11 protein-coding genes are annotated in these 14,283 nt (G+C 65.6%); 3 read left to right on the top strand and 8 right to left on the bottom strand.

The window, feature by feature from the left end; all coding sequences use genetic code 11:
* Positions 1-30: 30 nt before the first annotated feature.
* The 4 genes from mutL to P5704_017480 are packed head-to-tail and all read right to left on the bottom strand — an operon-like array spanning position 31 to position 5,286.
* Positions 31-1,908 (bottom strand): DNA mismatch repair endonuclease MutL, encoded by a 1,878-nt coding sequence (gene mutL / locus P5704_017495; GenBank protein ID WOF77815.1) that lies wholly within the window; start codon positions 1,906-1,908, stop codon positions 31-33.
* Positions 1,905-3,320 carry an N-acetylmuramoyl-L-alanine amidase gene (locus P5704_017490; GenBank protein WOF81272.1) on the bottom strand — a complete coding sequence of 472 codons (1,416 nt, stop codon included), beginning with the start codon at positions 3,318-3,320 and terminating at the stop codon, positions 1,905-1,907. Before P5704_017490 ends, mutL begins: the two co-directional genes overlap by 4 nt.
* A gap of 17 nt (positions 3,321-3,337) precedes the next feature.
* Positions 3,338-3,808, bottom strand: coding sequence for a tRNA (adenosine(37)-N6)-threonylcarbamoyltransferase complex ATPase subunit type 1 TsaE (tsaE, locus tag P5704_017485; protein WOF77814.1), 471 nt, complete (start codon positions 3,806-3,808; stop codon positions 3,338-3,340).
* Positions 3,796-5,286 (bottom strand): bifunctional ADP-dependent NAD(P)H-hydrate dehydratase/NAD(P)H-hydrate epimerase, encoded by a 1,491-nt coding sequence (locus tag P5704_017480; protein WOF77813.1) that lies wholly within the window; start codon positions 5,284-5,286, stop codon positions 3,796-3,798. The genes tsaE and P5704_017480 overlap by 13 nt, the downstream gene beginning before the upstream one ends.
* Before the next feature lie 73 nt (positions 5,287-5,359).
* Between P5704_017480 and queG the strand changes: the two genes are divergently transcribed.
* On the top strand, positions 5,360-6,433 hold the full coding sequence (gene queG / locus P5704_017475; GenBank protein ID WOF77812.1) for a tRNA epoxyqueuosine(34) reductase QueG: 1,074 nt from the start codon (positions 5,360-5,362) through the stop codon (positions 6,431-6,433).
* A gap of 21 nt (positions 6,434-6,454) precedes the next feature.
* Here the strand turns inward: queG and ftsH are convergent, their stop codons facing one another.
* The 4 genes from ftsH to mpl all read right to left on the bottom strand — a co-directional run bounded on the left by ftsH (position 6,455) and on the right by mpl (position 10,833).
* Positions 6,455-8,302 carry an ATP-dependent zinc metalloprotease FtsH gene (gene ftsH, locus P5704_017470; protein ID WOF77811.1) on the bottom strand — a complete coding sequence of 616 codons (1,848 nt, stop codon included), beginning with the start codon at positions 8,300-8,302 and terminating at the stop codon, positions 6,455-6,457.
* Positions 8,303-8,390: 88 nt separating this feature from the next.
* Positions 8,391-8,681 (bottom strand): YceK/YidQ family lipoprotein, encoded by a 291-nt coding sequence (locus tag P5704_017465; protein WOF77810.1) that lies wholly within the window; start codon positions 8,679-8,681, stop codon positions 8,391-8,393.
* A 1-nt stretch (position 8,682) separates the two neighbouring features.
* Positions 8,683-9,312 (bottom strand): flavin prenyltransferase UbiX, encoded by a 630-nt coding sequence (gene ubiX, locus P5704_017460; GenBank protein WOF77809.1) that lies wholly within the window; start codon positions 9,310-9,312, stop codon positions 8,683-8,685.
* 171 nt (positions 9,313-9,483) lie between these two features.
* Positions 9,484-10,833: a UDP-N-acetylmuramate:L-alanyl-gamma-D-glutamyl-meso-diaminopimelate ligase gene (gene mpl / locus P5704_017455; protein ID WOF77808.1), complete on the bottom strand. Its 1,350-nt coding sequence runs from the start codon at positions 10,831-10,833 to the stop codon at positions 9,484-9,486.
* Between the two features lie 268 nt (positions 10,834-11,101).
* Between mpl and P5704_017450 the strand changes: the two genes are divergently transcribed.
* Both P5704_017450 and eat read left to right on the top strand, forming a co-directional pair.
* Entirely contained in the window at positions 11,102-12,622 is a 1,521-nt protein-coding gene (locus P5704_017450) for an aldehyde dehydrogenase family protein (protein ID WOF77807.1), read from the top strand.
* 197 nt (positions 12,623-12,819) lie between these two features.
* Positions 12,820-14,268 (top strand): ethanolamine permease, encoded by a 1,449-nt coding sequence (gene eat, locus P5704_017445; GenBank protein ID WOF77806.1) that lies wholly within the window; start codon positions 12,820-12,822, stop codon positions 14,266-14,268.
* Positions 14,269-14,283 lie beyond the last annotated feature (15 nt).

Below are 14,283 nucleotides of genomic sequence, written 5' to 3'. Positions count from 1 at the left end.
GCTGCAAGCACGGCTCGCCGCCAAGACTGCTCAGCGACCGCGCAGGAACAGCTTGTCCAGTTCGTCCATGCCCAGCTGCGTCCAGGTCGGACGCCCGTGATTGCACTGCCCGCTGCGCTCGGTATGCTCCATATCGCGCAGCAAGGCGTTCATCTCGGGCACCGTCAGCCGCCGGTTGGCGCGCACCGCACCATGGCAAGCCATGGTCGCCAGCAGCTCGTTCAGATGCGCCTGGATACGGTCACTGGTGCCGTACTCAAGCAGATCGGCCAGTACATCGCGCACCAACTGAGTCGCTTCGGCCTGCTTGAGCAGTGAGGGAATCTGTCGAATCGCCAGCGTTTCCGGCCCCAGTCGCTGCAGCTCGAAGCCCAGCATCTGAAACCATTGTCCATGCTCTTCGGCGCAGTCGGCTTCACGCTGGCTCAGCGCAACCGACTCAGGCACCAGCAGTGGCTGCCCGCGCAAGCCTTCACTGGCCATGGCGGTTTTCAGTCGCTCGTAGGTGATGCGTTCGTGGGCGGCGTGCATATCGACCAGCACCATGCCCTGAGCATTCTCGGCGAGGATATAGACGCCCTTGAGCTGCGCCAGCGCGTACCCCAGCGGCGGCACATCGTCCTGGCTCGCCGGCAGCGCAGCAGGACTGCTTTGCGGCAGCGGCGTGAAGAATTCCCGATAGGCACCCTGGGCTTCGGCCGTATAGCCGGCCGAAGCTGGCCGTGGTGCCTGATAGCCTGCGCCCGCACCGCGCCAGGCGGGCGTATCGCCCTGTGGCTGTTCGAGCACACTGGCGGCCAGGCTCATCTCGTTCTGCCCGGCGAACTCGCCGGCGGCCAATCCGGAAACCTGCGTCATCGGCGTGACGCTGGCCGGTGCTGCGAGCTGATCTTCCGGCCGCACATCCCCCAGCGCACGATGCAGCGTGCCGTAAAGGAAGTCATGCACCATGCGGCTGTCGCGGAAACGCACTTCATGCTTGGTCGGGTGCACGTTGACGTCCACCACCGCCGGATCGACATCGAGGAACAGCACGAACGTCGGGTGCCGGCCGTTGAACAGCACATCGCGATAGGCCTGGCGTACCGCGTGGGCCACCAACTTGTCGCGAACCATGCGCCCGTTGACGTAGAAATACTGCAGGTCGGCCTGGCTGCGCGAGAAGGTCGGCAGGCCGACCCAGCCCCACAGCCGCAGCCCGTTACGCTCGATCTCGATGGGCAACGCCTGCTCGAGGAACGCCGGCCCGCATACCGAAGCGACGCGACGCGCTCGCGCCGCATCGTCCTCGGCCTGGTGCAGTGCCAGCACGACCTTGCCGTTGTGCCGCAGATGGAAGGCCACATCGAAACGCGCCAGCGCCAGGCGCTTGATGACTTCCTGCAAGTGATCGAATTCGGTCTTCTCGGTGCGCAGGAACTTGCGCCGCGCCGGCGTGTTGAAGAACAGATCGCGCACCTCGACCGAGGTGCCGACCGGATGCGCCGCCGGCTGCACCCGCGCTTCCATTTCACGCCCCTCGGTTTCCACCTGCCAGGCCTCGCCGGCATCGGCGGTGCGTGAGGTCATGGTCAGGCGCGAGACGGAGCTGATCGAAGCCAGCGCTTCGCCCCGAAAGCCCAGGCTCATGACCCGCTCGAGGTCTTCGAGGTCGCGGATCTTGCTGGTGGCGTGACGCGCCAGGGCCAGCGGCAGATCGTCCGGCGGGATACCGCAGCCATCGTCGCGCACCCGCAACAGCTTGACCCCGCCCTGCTCGACATCCACATCGATGCGCCGCGCGCCCGAATCCAGACTGTTTTCCAGCAGTTCCTTGATCACCGAGGCCGGGCGCTCCACCACCTCGCCAGCGGCAATCTGGTTCGCCAGCCGCGGACTTAGCAGCTGGATGCGTGCTACTTCGCTCATGGCTGCGAGGCCAGTGTGGTGGCGGGAATGTTCAGCGTCTGACCGATTTTGATCACGTCATTGCGCAGATTGTTGGCGCTACGCAGGGAAGCAAGGCTGACCTGATAGCGCTGGGCGAGCAACGCCAGGCTCTCGCCCGAGCGCACGATGTGCTCGCGCGGCGCACTGGCGATCTTGCCGGAATCGCGCAACCAGGCCACATAGGTTCCAGGTGGCGGATTTTCATGGAAGAACTGCCTTACGCCGCTGTGGATCGAGCGCGCCAGCGACTGCTGATGGCTCGCTGTCTGCAGTTTCCTGGCCTCGGATGGGTTCGAGATGAAGCCGGTCTCCACCAGAATCGACGGAATGTCCGGCGACTTCAGCACCATGAAGCCTGCCTGCTCGACCCGCCGCTTGTGCAGCGGAGTGATGCGTCCCATGTTGCTCAATACCTTCTGCCCGACATTCAGACTCGATGACAACGAAGCGGTCATCGACAGATCCAGCAGCACACCGGCGAGCATCTGGTCCTTGTCGCCGAGGCTGACGTTGCCGGCACCGCCGATCAGGTCGGAACGGTTCTCGCTGTCGGCCAGCCAGCGCGCGGTCTCCGAGGTGGCACCGCGGTCGGACAGGGCGAACACCGAGGCACCGTAGGCCGCCGAACGCGGCGCCGCATCGGCATGGATCGAGACGAACAGGTCGGCGCCCTTCTTGCGCGCGATCTCGGTGCGTTTGCGCAGCGGGATGAAGTAGTCGCCGGTGCGCACCAGCTCGGCTCGGAAACCCTTGTCGGCGTTGATCTGTCGCTGCAGCTCCTTGGAAATCTGCAGTACCACGTGTTTCTCGTAGATCTTGCCGGGCCCGATCGCGCCAGGGTCTTCGCCACCATGACCCGCGTCGATGGCAATGACGATGTCGCGCTTGCTACTCGCCGTAGCCGGGAGCTTCACCGCCGGCAGGGTCGGGGAAACCGGCGCGGCGGGTGTCGCCGGAGTGGCGGTGGCTGGCGGCTGGGTCGCAGCGCGAGCGGCTGTCGCCTGATCGAACAGGTCGACCACCAGACGATGACCGTATTGCTGGTTGGGCGCCAGACTGAAGCTCTTCGGCGCTACCGGCGCATGCAGATCGACGACCACGCGCAGCGTGTCGGCATCGTGCTGGCCGGCGCGCAGGGAGGCGACCGGGGTGTTCTTCAACGGCAACTTGTCGAGCTCGGCCTTGAGCGTCGCGCCGGTCACGTCGATGACCAGCCGATCAGGTGCGGTAAGGGTGAAGATCTTGTGCTCGACCGGGCCGGACAGATCGAACACCAGGCGGGTGTTGTCCGGCGCACGCCACAGACGCACGCTCTGCACATCGCTGGCGGCATGAAGGTCGGTTGCCATCAGCACCAGCACCAGCCCACCAATCAGGGTGCGAATGCGCATACCCAAACCCATGTTATTCATAGCTCTCCGTCGGTCAGGGCGACACACCAGGCTTCACCCCGCGCGGTGTGGGGTGACAGGCGCAGCGTACGGCCGGCCTCATGCGGTGCAATGGTAATGTCCATGTCGGCCTTTGGCAAAATGCCGGCCCCACGTTCCGGCCATTCGATCAGGCACAGCGCATCGCCTTCGAAATAGTCGCGAATGCCGAGGAACTCCAACTCTTCCGGGTCGACAAGACGGTATAGGTCGAAGTGGTAAACCTGCACATCCCCCAGTTCGTAAGGTTCGACCAATGTGAAAGTCGGACTCTTGACCTTGCCCGTATGGCCGAAGCCGCGAATCAGGCCGCGCGACAGCGTGGTCTTGCCCGCACCGAGGTCACCATGCAGATAGATCACGCCACGACCGCCGGTCGCCTTGGCGATGTGCGCGCCCTGCGCGAGCATGGCAGCCTCGTCCGCGGCGTACAGATTCACTTCAGGCATGGCGACTGTTCCTCGAGCAACTGACGAATCACGGGAATCAGGTCGCTGGCAGCCAGGCCGCGCCCCTGCTCACCGAGGCGCTCACCAGCCGCAGCATGCAGCCACGCCCCCAGGCAGGCCGCATCGAACGGCGTCAGCCCCTGCGCCAGCATGGCACCGATCACACCGGCCAACACATCGCCCAGACCGGCGCTGGCCATCGCCGGATGGCCGCGGTCACACAGCGCCAGCCGACCATCCGGGTCGGCGATCAGCGTACCTGCGCCCTTGAGCAGCGCCACGCAGGCGTAGCGCCTGGCCAACGCGCGCACTGCCGCCGGACGATCCGCCTGCACCTCGACGGTGGAGCACTGCAGCAACCGCGCCGCCTCGCCGGGATGTGGGGTGATCACGCTCGCTGCCGGCAATTCGACGCCGCCGCCGGCCAGCAGGTTCAGCGCATCGGCGTCCCACACCTGCGGCAACTCATGTTGCGCCGCCAACGACAGCAGGCTGCGCCCCCAGGGAGCCTGCCCCAGGCCTGGGCCGACTACCAGCACATCGGCGCGCTCGACCAGCGCCGTCAGGCTATAGGTCGACTCGACGCCACTGCACATGACTTCCGGGCGCCGTACCAGCGAGGCCGTTACGTGCTCCGGACGAGTCGCCAGCGTCACCATGCCCGCACCACAACGCAATGCCGCCTCGGCACTGAGCAACGCGGCGCCGCCGGTACCCAGGTCACCACCAATGACCAGCACCTGACCAAAGCTGCCCTTGTGCGCCACCGGCGAGCGCGGTGCCACCTGAGCCAATATTGATGGATCCAGGCGTACAGCTTCGCTTGCGACCTGGCAGACGATCTGCGGATCGGCCTGCAGATCATCGAATACCAGCGCGCCAACACGATCAGGACCGTCGGCGGTGAACAGCCCCAGCTTGAGTCCGATGAAGGTGACACTGAGATCGGCACGCACCGCGTGTCCCAGCACCCGCCCGCTGTTCGCGCAGAGCCCGGACGGCAGGTCGATGGCCAGTACCGGTAGCGCGCTGCCATTGATCGCTTCGATCGCAGCGACATAAGGCTCGCGCACCTCACCGGCAACACCGGTGCCCAGCAGCGCATCCACCAGCACACCCTGCAAAGTCGCCTCGGCATGCCAAGGCTCGACGACCACACCGCTCGCCCGCGCCTCGACCAGGGCCTGCGCGGCATCGCCCTGCAGCGCTTGCGGATCGCCCACTGCCAGCACCCGCACCTGCCAGCCGGCGCGCTGCGCCAGCGCCGCAACGAGGTAGCCATCGCCGGCGTTATTGCCACGCCCGGCCAGCACGGTGACAGCCCCGGCATCCGGCCAGCGCCGGCGCAGTGCACGCCAGGCGGCATGAGCGGCACGCTGCATCAGTTCGAAACCGGGAGTGCCGGCAGCAATCAGGCGCGCATCGAGTTCGCGCACCTGGGCGGCGGTATACAGAGCGACGGGCAGGGAATCGGTCATCGGAGCAGGGATCATCGCGGCGGAATGTCTGGCAGAATTATACGCACCCGCCCACTTCCCGCCGCAGTCTCCGATGTCCAGCCTCTCTCTTGATCCCGCTGCCCTCGCCCAATCCATCAAGGAATGGGGCCGCGAGCTCGGCTTTCAGCAGGTCGGCATCACCGATGTCGATCTCGGCGAGCACGAGGCGCATCTGGAGGCCTGGCTGGCAGCCGGTTATCAGGGCGAGATGGACTACATGGCCGCCCACGGCAGCAAGCGCTCCCGGCCGGACGAGCTGGTACCGGGCACGCTCAGGGTGATCTCGCTGCGCATGGACTACCTGCCCGGCGACACACGGATGACCCAACAGCTGGCCGCGCCGGAAAAAGCCTACGTGTCACGTTATGCACTGGGCCGCGACTACCACAAGCTGATCCGCAAACGCATCCAGCAACTGGCCGAGCGCATCCAACAGATGGTCGGCCCGTTCGGCTTTCGCGCCTTCGTCGACAGCGCGCCGGTGCTGGAGAAGGCCGCCGGGCAACAGGCCGGGCTCGGCTGGATCGGCAAGAATACCCTGCTGCTCAACCGCAAGGCCGGCAGCTGGTTCTTTCTAGGCGAACTGTTCGTCGATATCGCGTTGCCGGTCGACGAGCCGATGACGCGCGATCACTGCGGCAGCTGCCACGCCTGCCTGGACGTCTGCCCGACCGGCGCCTTCGCCGGCGAGCGCCTGCTGGACGCGCGCAAGTGCATCTCCTACCTGACCATCGAACTCAAGGGGCCGATTCCCGTCGAGCTGCGCGCACCGATGGGCAACCGCGTGTTCGGCTGTGATGATTGCCAGATCGTCTGCCCGTGGAACCGTTTCGCCCGCCCCACCGAGCAAAGCGACTTTCAGCCGCGCCACAGCCTGGACAACGCCGAGCTGGCGACGCTGTTCCACTGGACGGAAGAAGAATTTCTCAGCCGCACCGAGGGCTCGCCGCTGCGCCGCGCCGGTTACCAGCGCTGGCTGCGCAACCTGGCGGTCGGCCTGGGCAATGCGCCATCGAGCATCCCGGTGCTGGAAGCGCTCGAGGCGCGCCGCGACGATCCGTCGGAGCTGGTCCGCGAACACGTCGAGTGGGCGCTGGCGCAGCACGCCCAGCGCCGGCCCGACTGACGCAGCGGCCCTGAGGCCGCATCAGGCCTGAGGGGACGCCTGTGCCGAACCACTGGCTGGAGCGGCGCTGAGTTCACGCAGCTCATCGGCATCCAGCGTCTCCTGCTGCAGCAAACGACGCGCACAGCGCTCAAGCAGTTCATGTCGTTCTTCAAGCAACCCCAGGCTGCGTTGGAATGCAGATTGCACCAGCTCCTGCACTTCCTCGTCGATAGCGGTTGCCGTGCTCTCCGCATAGCCATGTTGCGGCTTCAGGCCGAGCATCGCCTCGTTGCCGAGGAACGAGCTCGGCTCGCGCTCCAGCGCCAGATGCCCGAGGCGCCTGGACATGCCGTAACGGGTGACCATGGCGCGGGCGATGTCGGTGACCTTGGCCAGATCGTCCGCCGCACCGGTGGACAGATGGGCGAACACCAGCCACTCCGCCGCGCGCCCGCCGAGCAGCACGGCCATCTTGTTTTCCAGCTCATCGCGGGTCATCAGGAAACGGTCCTCGATCGGGCGCTGGATGGTGTAGCCCAGCGCGCCCATGCCGCGCGGGATGATCGACACCTTGTGCACCGGGTCGACGCCCGGCAGCGCCATGGCCACCAAGGCATGGCCCATCTCGTGATAGGCGACGATCTCGCGCTCGCGCGGATTGAGCAGGCGGTTGCGCTTCTCCAGGCCGGCGATGATGCGTTCGATGGCCGCGGTGAAATCCTCCATCGCCACCGCCTCGGCATTGCGCCGGGTCGCCAGCAGCGTCGCCTCGTTGACCAGGTTGGCCAGGTCGGCACCGGTGAAGCCCGGGGTCAGCGCAGCGATGGCCTGCGGATCGACATCGGTGCCCAGCCGCGATTTCTTCAGATGCACATTGAGAATTTGCACCCGTCCGACCTTGTCCGGCCGATCGACCAGCACCTGACGGTCGAAACGGCCAGCGCGCAGCAGCGCCGGATCGAGAATCTCCGGGCGGTTGGTAGCCGCCAAGAGAACCAGCCCGCTGGAGGTATCGAAGCCGTCCATTTCCACCAGCAGCTGGTTGAGCGTCTGCTCCTTCTCGTCATGCCCGCCGGACAGCGGCCCGGCCCCGCGGGCGCGGCCAAGGGCGTCCAGCTCGTCGATGAAGATGATCGCCGGCGCCTGGGCGCGGGCCTGCTCGAACAGATCGCGCACCCGCGCGGCACCGACGCCGACGAACATCTCGACGAACTCCGAGCCGGAAATGGAGAAGAACGGCACCTTCGCCTCGCCAGCCACGGCACGCGCCAGCAGGGTCTTGCCGGTGCCGGGCGGGCCGACCAGCAGCACGCCCTTGGGCATGCGTCCACCGAGGCGGCCGTAGGTCTGCGGGTCGCGCAGGAACTCGATGATTTCCTTGAGCTCGTCCTTGGCCTCGTCGACCCCGGCGACGTCGGCGAAGCTCACCTTCATGTCGGTCTCGACGTAGACCCGCGCCTTGCTCTTGCCGATCTGCATCATCCCGCCGCCGCCCAGGCCGCTGCCGATGCGCCTGAGCAGGAACAGCCAGATGCCGAAGAACAGCGCCGCCGGGATGATCCAGGACAACAGGTCGCGCACCAGCGTGCTTTCCACCTTGCCGGTGTAGCGCACCGGGTACTGCTGCAAGTGCTCGGCCAGCTGCGGTTCGACGCGGTTACTGATGAAACGTCGCTGACCGCTGGCCAGCGGCTCCTTGAGGGTGCCCTCGATGCGCCGTTCGGTGATCGCCAGCTCGTCGACGCGGCCGTCCCTGAGATGCTGCTCGAACTCGCTGTAGGGGATGGTCGCCACCTCCTGCTGGATCGATAGCAGATACTGCAGGCCGAAGAACACCAGAATGGCGATCATCCAGTAATTCATGTGGAACTGAGTTCGGTCTTTCACACCTGTTCTCCTTGTGCCGCAGACGAGGAAATTATGCCTGCTGCGCGAGAGTCCAGCCTGAACCCAGATCAGTAATGCTGCACGCCGCTCAAAGACCGCCGCGCACGCCGAGCCCGACGCCCAGCTCCGCCGCCACGGCGAAGGGCAGCAGCAGCGTATCCACCAGGGCGCTGGCGGGCAGATCCAGCGCGGGATATTTCGGCGGCATGCCACCGAAACGATCCATCGGGCAACAGCCACCGTTGAGGCTGTACCAATCCAGGCGCGTGCCGGAGTAGATGATCGGCGCGCCAGGCTTGGCCGCATCCAGCGTGCGCACCGTGGCGCAACCGCCGAGCAGGCTCAGCGTCATCAGCACCAGCAGCGCCCGGCCGATCATCTCAGTCGTCGCTGACGATATGGTGCTCGCCCCAGCGCGGCAGCATGTCCTGCGGGATGTTGAGCAGATTGAGGATGCGTGCGACGACGAAGTCGACCAGGTCATCGATGGTCTGCGGCTGGTGATAGAAGCCCGGCGACGCCGGCAGGATGGTCACGCCGAGATTGGACAGCTTGAGCATGTTCTCCAGGTGAATGCTGGAGTACGGCGCTTCACGCGGCACCAGGATCAGCTGGCGGCGTTCCTTGAGGGCCACGTCGGCAGCGCGTTCGATCAGGTTGTTGCAGGCGCCGGTGGCGATCGCCGACAGCGTGCCGGTGGAACAGGGAACGACGACCATGGCCGTCGGCGCCCCGGAACCGGAGGCCGGCGGCGCCATCCAGTCCTCCTTGGCGAACACGCGAATCTGCCCTGCCGCCGCCCCGGTGTATTCGGAGAGAAACGCCTGCATGGCCTGCGGCTTGGCCGGCAGCACCACGTCGGTCTCGGTGGCCATCACCAGCTGCGCGGCCTTGGAGATCAGGAAGTGCACCTCGCGGTCTTCCTGGATCAGGCAATCGAGCAGGCGCAGGCCGTATTGCGCGCCGGATGCGCCGGTCATGGCCAAAGTGATGCGTTCCGGTCCGCTCATACATTTATTCCCTTGTAGCCGCTTGGTCGTGTTCGGGCGGGCTGAAGCGGAACGCCGCCCGGCCCACCCTACTTGCTGATGCGATCCGCGTGGAAATGCCTTCGGCGATTTCCACCCTACCCACGGTCTTCGTAGGGTGGAAAACCGCGAAGCGTTTTCCACCTTGAGCAATCAGCTCAACGCCTCAGCCAACTTGCCGTGCAACCCACCGAAACCGCCATTGCTCATCACCACCACCTGAGTGCCCGGCGCGGCGTCGGTTTTCACCTTGGCGATGATCGCCTCCAGCGAATCGCAGACCGTGGTCGGCACCGGGGAGCCGGCGACGGTCGCGGCGAGATCCCAGCCGAGGTTGGCCGGTGCGTACCAGATCGCCTGGTCGGCCAGCGCCACCGACTCCGCCAACCCCTCGCGATGCGCGCCGAGCTTCATCGAGTTGGAGCGCGGTTCGACCACCGCGATGATCGGCGTATCGCCGACGCGCTTGCGCAGCCCATCGAGTGTGGTGGCGATGGCAGTCGGGTGATGGGCGAAGTCGTCGTAAATGGTCACGCCGTTGACCTCGGCGACCTTCTCCATGCGTCGCTTGACGCTCAGGAACTCGCTCAGCGCCTCGGCGCCCTGCTTCGGCAGCACGCCGACATGCCGTGCTGCGGCGAGGGTTGCCAGTGCGTTGTTTACGTTGTGCTGGCCGGTCAGCTCCCATTCCACTACGCCCTGTACGGCGCCATCGAAGATCACTTCGAAGCGCGAGCCATCGGCACTGAGCAGGTTGGCCTGCCATTGGCCGCCTTCGCCGGTGGTCTGTACCGGCGTCCAGCAGCCCATTTCGATGACGCGCTTGAGCGCAGTTTCCGACTCGGGATGGATGATCAGTCCCTCACCCGGCACCGTGCGCACCAGATGATGGAACTGCCGCTCGATGGCGGCGAGATCAGGGAAGATGTCCGCGTGATCGAATTCCAGGTTGTTCAGGATCGCCGTGCGCGGGCGGTAGTGGACGAACTTGCTGCGCTTGTCGAAGAAAGCGCTGTCGTATTCGTCGGCCTCGACCACGAAGAATGGCGTGCCACCCAGCCGCGCGGAGATGCCGAAGTTCTGCGGCACGCCCCCGATGAGAAAGCCCGGGCTCATGCCGGCATGTTCCAGCACCCAGGCCAGCATGCTGCTGGTGGTGGTCTTGCCATGGGTACCGGCCGCGGCCAGGACCCAGCGCCCCTGCAGCACGTGATCGGCCAGCCACTGTGGGCCGGAGACATAGGGCAGGCCCTTGTTCAGTACGTACTCCACCGCCGGGTTGCCGCGCGACAGTGCATTGCCGATCACCACCAGGTCCGGCGCCGGCTCCAGCTGGCTCGGCTCGTAGCCTTGGGTCAGCTCGATGCCCTGGGCTTCGAGTTGGGTGCTCATCGGTGGATAGACGTTGGCGTCGGAGCCGGTGACGCGATGCCCGAGTTCCTTGGCCAGCACCGCGAGCGACCCCATGAAGGTGCCGCAGATGCCGAGAATATGGATATGCATTGTTGACCTCTGAAAAACGCCGCGCCACAGACTGTGAAAACTACTGCGCTCGGTCATGCTGCGTTTTCACACAGCCTGGCCAGGCGGCATGGCTGCGCATCTCGGCGCCGGAAACTGCGGCGCAGATTAGCACAGCACCGCCGCGCAAGCGGCCCCCGCCGGCACCCGAGCCTGGCCCGCATGTCATCTCGTTCGCCGGCTTCGACAAGCTGATCTACGCTGAAACGACCGCCGTTTCCTCGACCCTTACAAGAACCGGAGACTCATCATGCGTTACGCCCATCCTGGCAGCGAAGGCGCTGTCGTTTCCTTCAAGTCCCGCTACGGCAACTTCATCAATGGCGAGTTCGTGGAGCCCATCAACGGGCAGTATTTCACCAACCTGTCTCCGGTCAACGGACAGCCGATTGCTGAATTCCCGCGCTCCGACGCCGCCGATATCGAGAAAGCGCTGGACGCCGCCCATGCCGCCGCCGACGCCTGGGGCAAGACCAGCGTGCAGGCGCGCTCGCTGATCCTGTTGCAGATCGCCGACCGCATCGAGCAGAACCTGGAAATGCTCGCCATCACCGAGACCTGGGACAACGGCAAGGCGGTGCGCGAGACGCTGAACGCCGATATCCCGCTGGCGGCCGATCACTTCCGCTATTTCGCCGGCTGCATCCGCGCCCAGGAAGGCACCAGCGCCGAGATCGACGAGCACACCGCGGCCTACCACTTCCACGAGCCGCTGGGCGTGGTGGGGCAGATCATCCCGTGGAATTTCCCGATCCTGATGGCCGCCTGGAAACTCGCCCCGGCACTGGCGGCCGGCAACTGCGTGGTGCTGAAACCGGCCGAGCAGACCCCGCTGGGCATCGCGGTGCTGATGGAGGTGATCGGCGATCTGCTGCCCCCGGGCGTGCTCAACGTCGTGCAGGGCTACGGTCGTGAAGCCGGCGAGGCCCTGGCCTCGAGCAAGCGCATCGCCAAGATCGCCTTCACCGGCTCCACCCCGGTGGGCTCGCACATCATGAAGCGCGCCGCCGAGAGCATCATCCCGAGCACCGTGGAGCTGGGCGGCAAGAGCCCGAACATCTACTTCGAAGACATCATGCAGGCCGAACCGACCTTCATCGAGAAAGCCGCCGAAGGCCTGGTGCTGGGCTTCTTCAACCAGGGCGAGGTGTGCACCTGCCCATCGCGCGCGCTGGTGCAGGAATCCATCTACGCACCCTTCATGGAGGCGGTGATGAAGAAGGTCGCGCAGATCAAGCGCGGCGACCCGCTGGACACCGAGACCATGGTCGGCGCCCAGGCCAGCCAGCAACAGTTCGACAAGATCATGTCCTACCTGGAAATCGCCAAGGGCGAAGGCGCGGAAGTGCTTACCGGCGGCGCGGCGGAGAAGCTCGAAGGCTCGCTCGCGACCGGCTATTACATCCAGCCGACCCTGCTCAAGGGCACCAACCAGATGCGCGTGTTCCAGGAGGAGATCTTCGGCCCGGTGATCGGCGTCACCACCTTCAAGGACGAAGCCGAAGCCCTGGCCATCGCCAACGACACCGAGTACGGCCTCGGCGCCGGCGTCTGGACCCGCGACATCAACCGCGCCTACCGCATGGGCCGGGCGATCAAGGCCGGGCGCGTATGGACCAACTGCTATCACCTCTACCCGGCCCATGCCGCGTTCGGCGGCTACAAGAAGTCCGGCGTCGGTCGCGAAACCCACAAGATGATCCTCGACAGCTACCAGCAGACCAAGAACCTGCTGGTCAGCTATGACATCAACCCACTGGGCTTCTTCTAATAGATCGGCGCGGGTGGCGCACGCCGCCCGCGCCCTGAACAAGACACCTGCCGGGCTCCGCCGTGGTGCTGCGGAGCACGCAAAAGGTGCGTTCCTGCCAAACTTGGCTGACAAAACACCGTAAATATCGCATTTCCGGCGCGGGGCATGACGCTTGCTAGGGAGAGACCTGCCAACCTATCCAAGAGGATTTCCCCATGGCCCTCGAACACAGCCGTTCAACGCCACCGCACCATGCAATCGATTTCGAAACCGTTGGCAGTAGCTATTTCCAGGAACGCGAACTGAAGAAAGGCGCCGCCGGCTGGGTGCTGCTGGTCGGTCTTGGCGTCGCCTACGTGATCTCCGGCGACTATGCCGGCTGGAACTTCGGGCTCGCCCAGGGCGGTTGGGGCGGGCTGTTCATCGCCACGTTGCTGATGGCGACCATGTACCTGTGCATGTGCTTCTCGCTGGCCGAGCTGTCCTCGATGGTCCCCACGGCTGGTGGCGGCTACGGCTTCGCCCGCACCGCGTTCGGCCCGCTGGGCGGCTTTCTCACCGGCACGGCGATCCTCATCGAATACGCCATCGCGCCGGCGGCCATCGCCGTGTTCATCGGCGCCTACTGCGAGTCGCTGTTCGGCATCGGCGGCTGGGCGATCTATCTCGCCTTCTACATCATCTTCATCGGCATCCATATCTTCGGCGTCGGCGAGGCGCTGAAGCTGATGTTCATCATCACCGCCATCGCCGCCTTGGCGCTGGCCGTGTTCATCGTCGCGATGGTGCCGCACTTCTCGGTGGACAAGCTGCTCGATATCGCGCCGACCACCGCAGCCGGTGCCAGCGCCTTCCTGCCGTACGGCTACGTCGGTATCTGGGCGGCGATCCCCTACGCGATCTGGTTCTTCCTCGCCGTGGAAGGCGTACCGCTGGCCGCCGAGGAGACCAAGAACCCGCAGCGTGACATGCCGCGCGGCTTGATCGGCGCCATGCTGATTCTGGTCGCCTTCGCCGGGCTGATTCTCTTGGTCGGCCCCGGTGGCGCCGGTTCCAGCACGCTGGTGGCGTCCGGCAATCCGCTGGTGGAGGCACTGACCACCGCCTACGGCTCGTCCACCTGGATGAGCGGCTTCGTCAATCTGGTCGGCCTGGCCGGGCTGATCGCCAGTTTCTTCTCGATCATCTTTGCCTACTCGCGGCAGATCTTCGCGCTATCGCGGGCCGGCTACCTGCCGCGCAAGTTGTCGCTGACCAACCAGAACAAGGCGCCGGTGCTGGCCCTGGTGATCCCTGGCGTGATCGGCTTCCTGCTGTCGCTGACCGGCCAGGGCGACCTGCTGATCCTCGTCGCGGTGTTCGGCGCGACCATCTCCTACGTCTTGATGATGGCCTCGCACATCGTCCTGCGCCTGCGCCGGCCCGACCTGCATCGCCCGTACAAGACCCCTGGCGGCATCGTCACCTCGGGCGTGGCGCTGGTGCTGGCCTGCATCGCGGTCATCGCGGGCTTCCTGGTCGATCCGCGGGTGGTGATCGGCGCCGCGATCATCTACGGGATCTTCATCGCCTACTTCGCGATCTACAGTCGACACCATCTGGTGGCCGGCACGCCGGAAGAGGAATTCGCAGCGATCGAGAAGGCCGAGGCGTCGCTGCACTGAAAGAAGGAGGCTGAC

It is taken from the genome of Pseudomonas sp. FeN3W, from assembly GCA_030263805.2.
In the GTDB taxonomy this organism is placed as follows: domain Bacteria; phylum Pseudomonadota; class Gammaproteobacteria; order Pseudomonadales; family Pseudomonadaceae; genus Stutzerimonas; species Stutzerimonas stutzeri_G.
The sequence above is the reverse complement of the archived record's forward strand: the minus strand, read 5'-3'. Positions and strand labels throughout refer to the sequence as shown.

Coding starts and splice junctions, on each gene's coding strand:
- P5704_017480 (WOF77813.1), bottom strand. CDS start 5,286: ATGACCGATTCCCTGCCCGTCGCTCTGTATACCGCCGCCCAGGTGCGC.
- P5704_017465 (WOF77810.1), bottom strand. CDS start 8,681: ATGATCGGCCGGGCGCTGCTGGTGCTGATGACGCTGAGCCTGCTCGGC.
- mpl (WOF77808.1), bottom strand. CDS start 10,833: ATGCATATCCATATTCTCGGCATCTGCGGCACCTTCATGGGGTCGCTC.
- tsaE (WOF77814.1), bottom strand. CDS start 3,808: ATGCCTGAAGTGAATCTGTACGCCGCGGACGAGGCTGCCATGCTCGCG.
- mutL (WOF77815.1), bottom strand. CDS start 1,908: ATGAGCGAAGTAGCACGCATCCAGCTGCTAAGTCCGCGGCTGGCGAAC.
- P5704_017450 (WOF77807.1), top strand. CDS start 11,102: ATGCGTTACGCCCATCCTGGCAGCGAAGGCGCTGTCGTTTCCTTCAAG.
- P5704_017490 (WOF81272.1), bottom strand. CDS start 3,320: ATGCGCATTCGCACCCTGATTGGTGGGCTGGTGCTGGTGCTGATGGCA.
- queG (WOF77812.1), top strand. CDS start 5,360: ATGTCCAGCCTCTCTCTTGATCCCGCTGCCCTCGCCCAATCCATCAAG.
- eat (WOF77806.1), top strand. CDS start 12,820: ATGGCCCTCGAACACAGCCGTTCAACGCCACCGCACCATGCAATCGAT.
- ubiX (WOF77809.1), bottom strand. CDS start 9,312: ATGAGCGGACCGGAACGCATCACTTTGGCCATGACCGGCGCATCCGGC.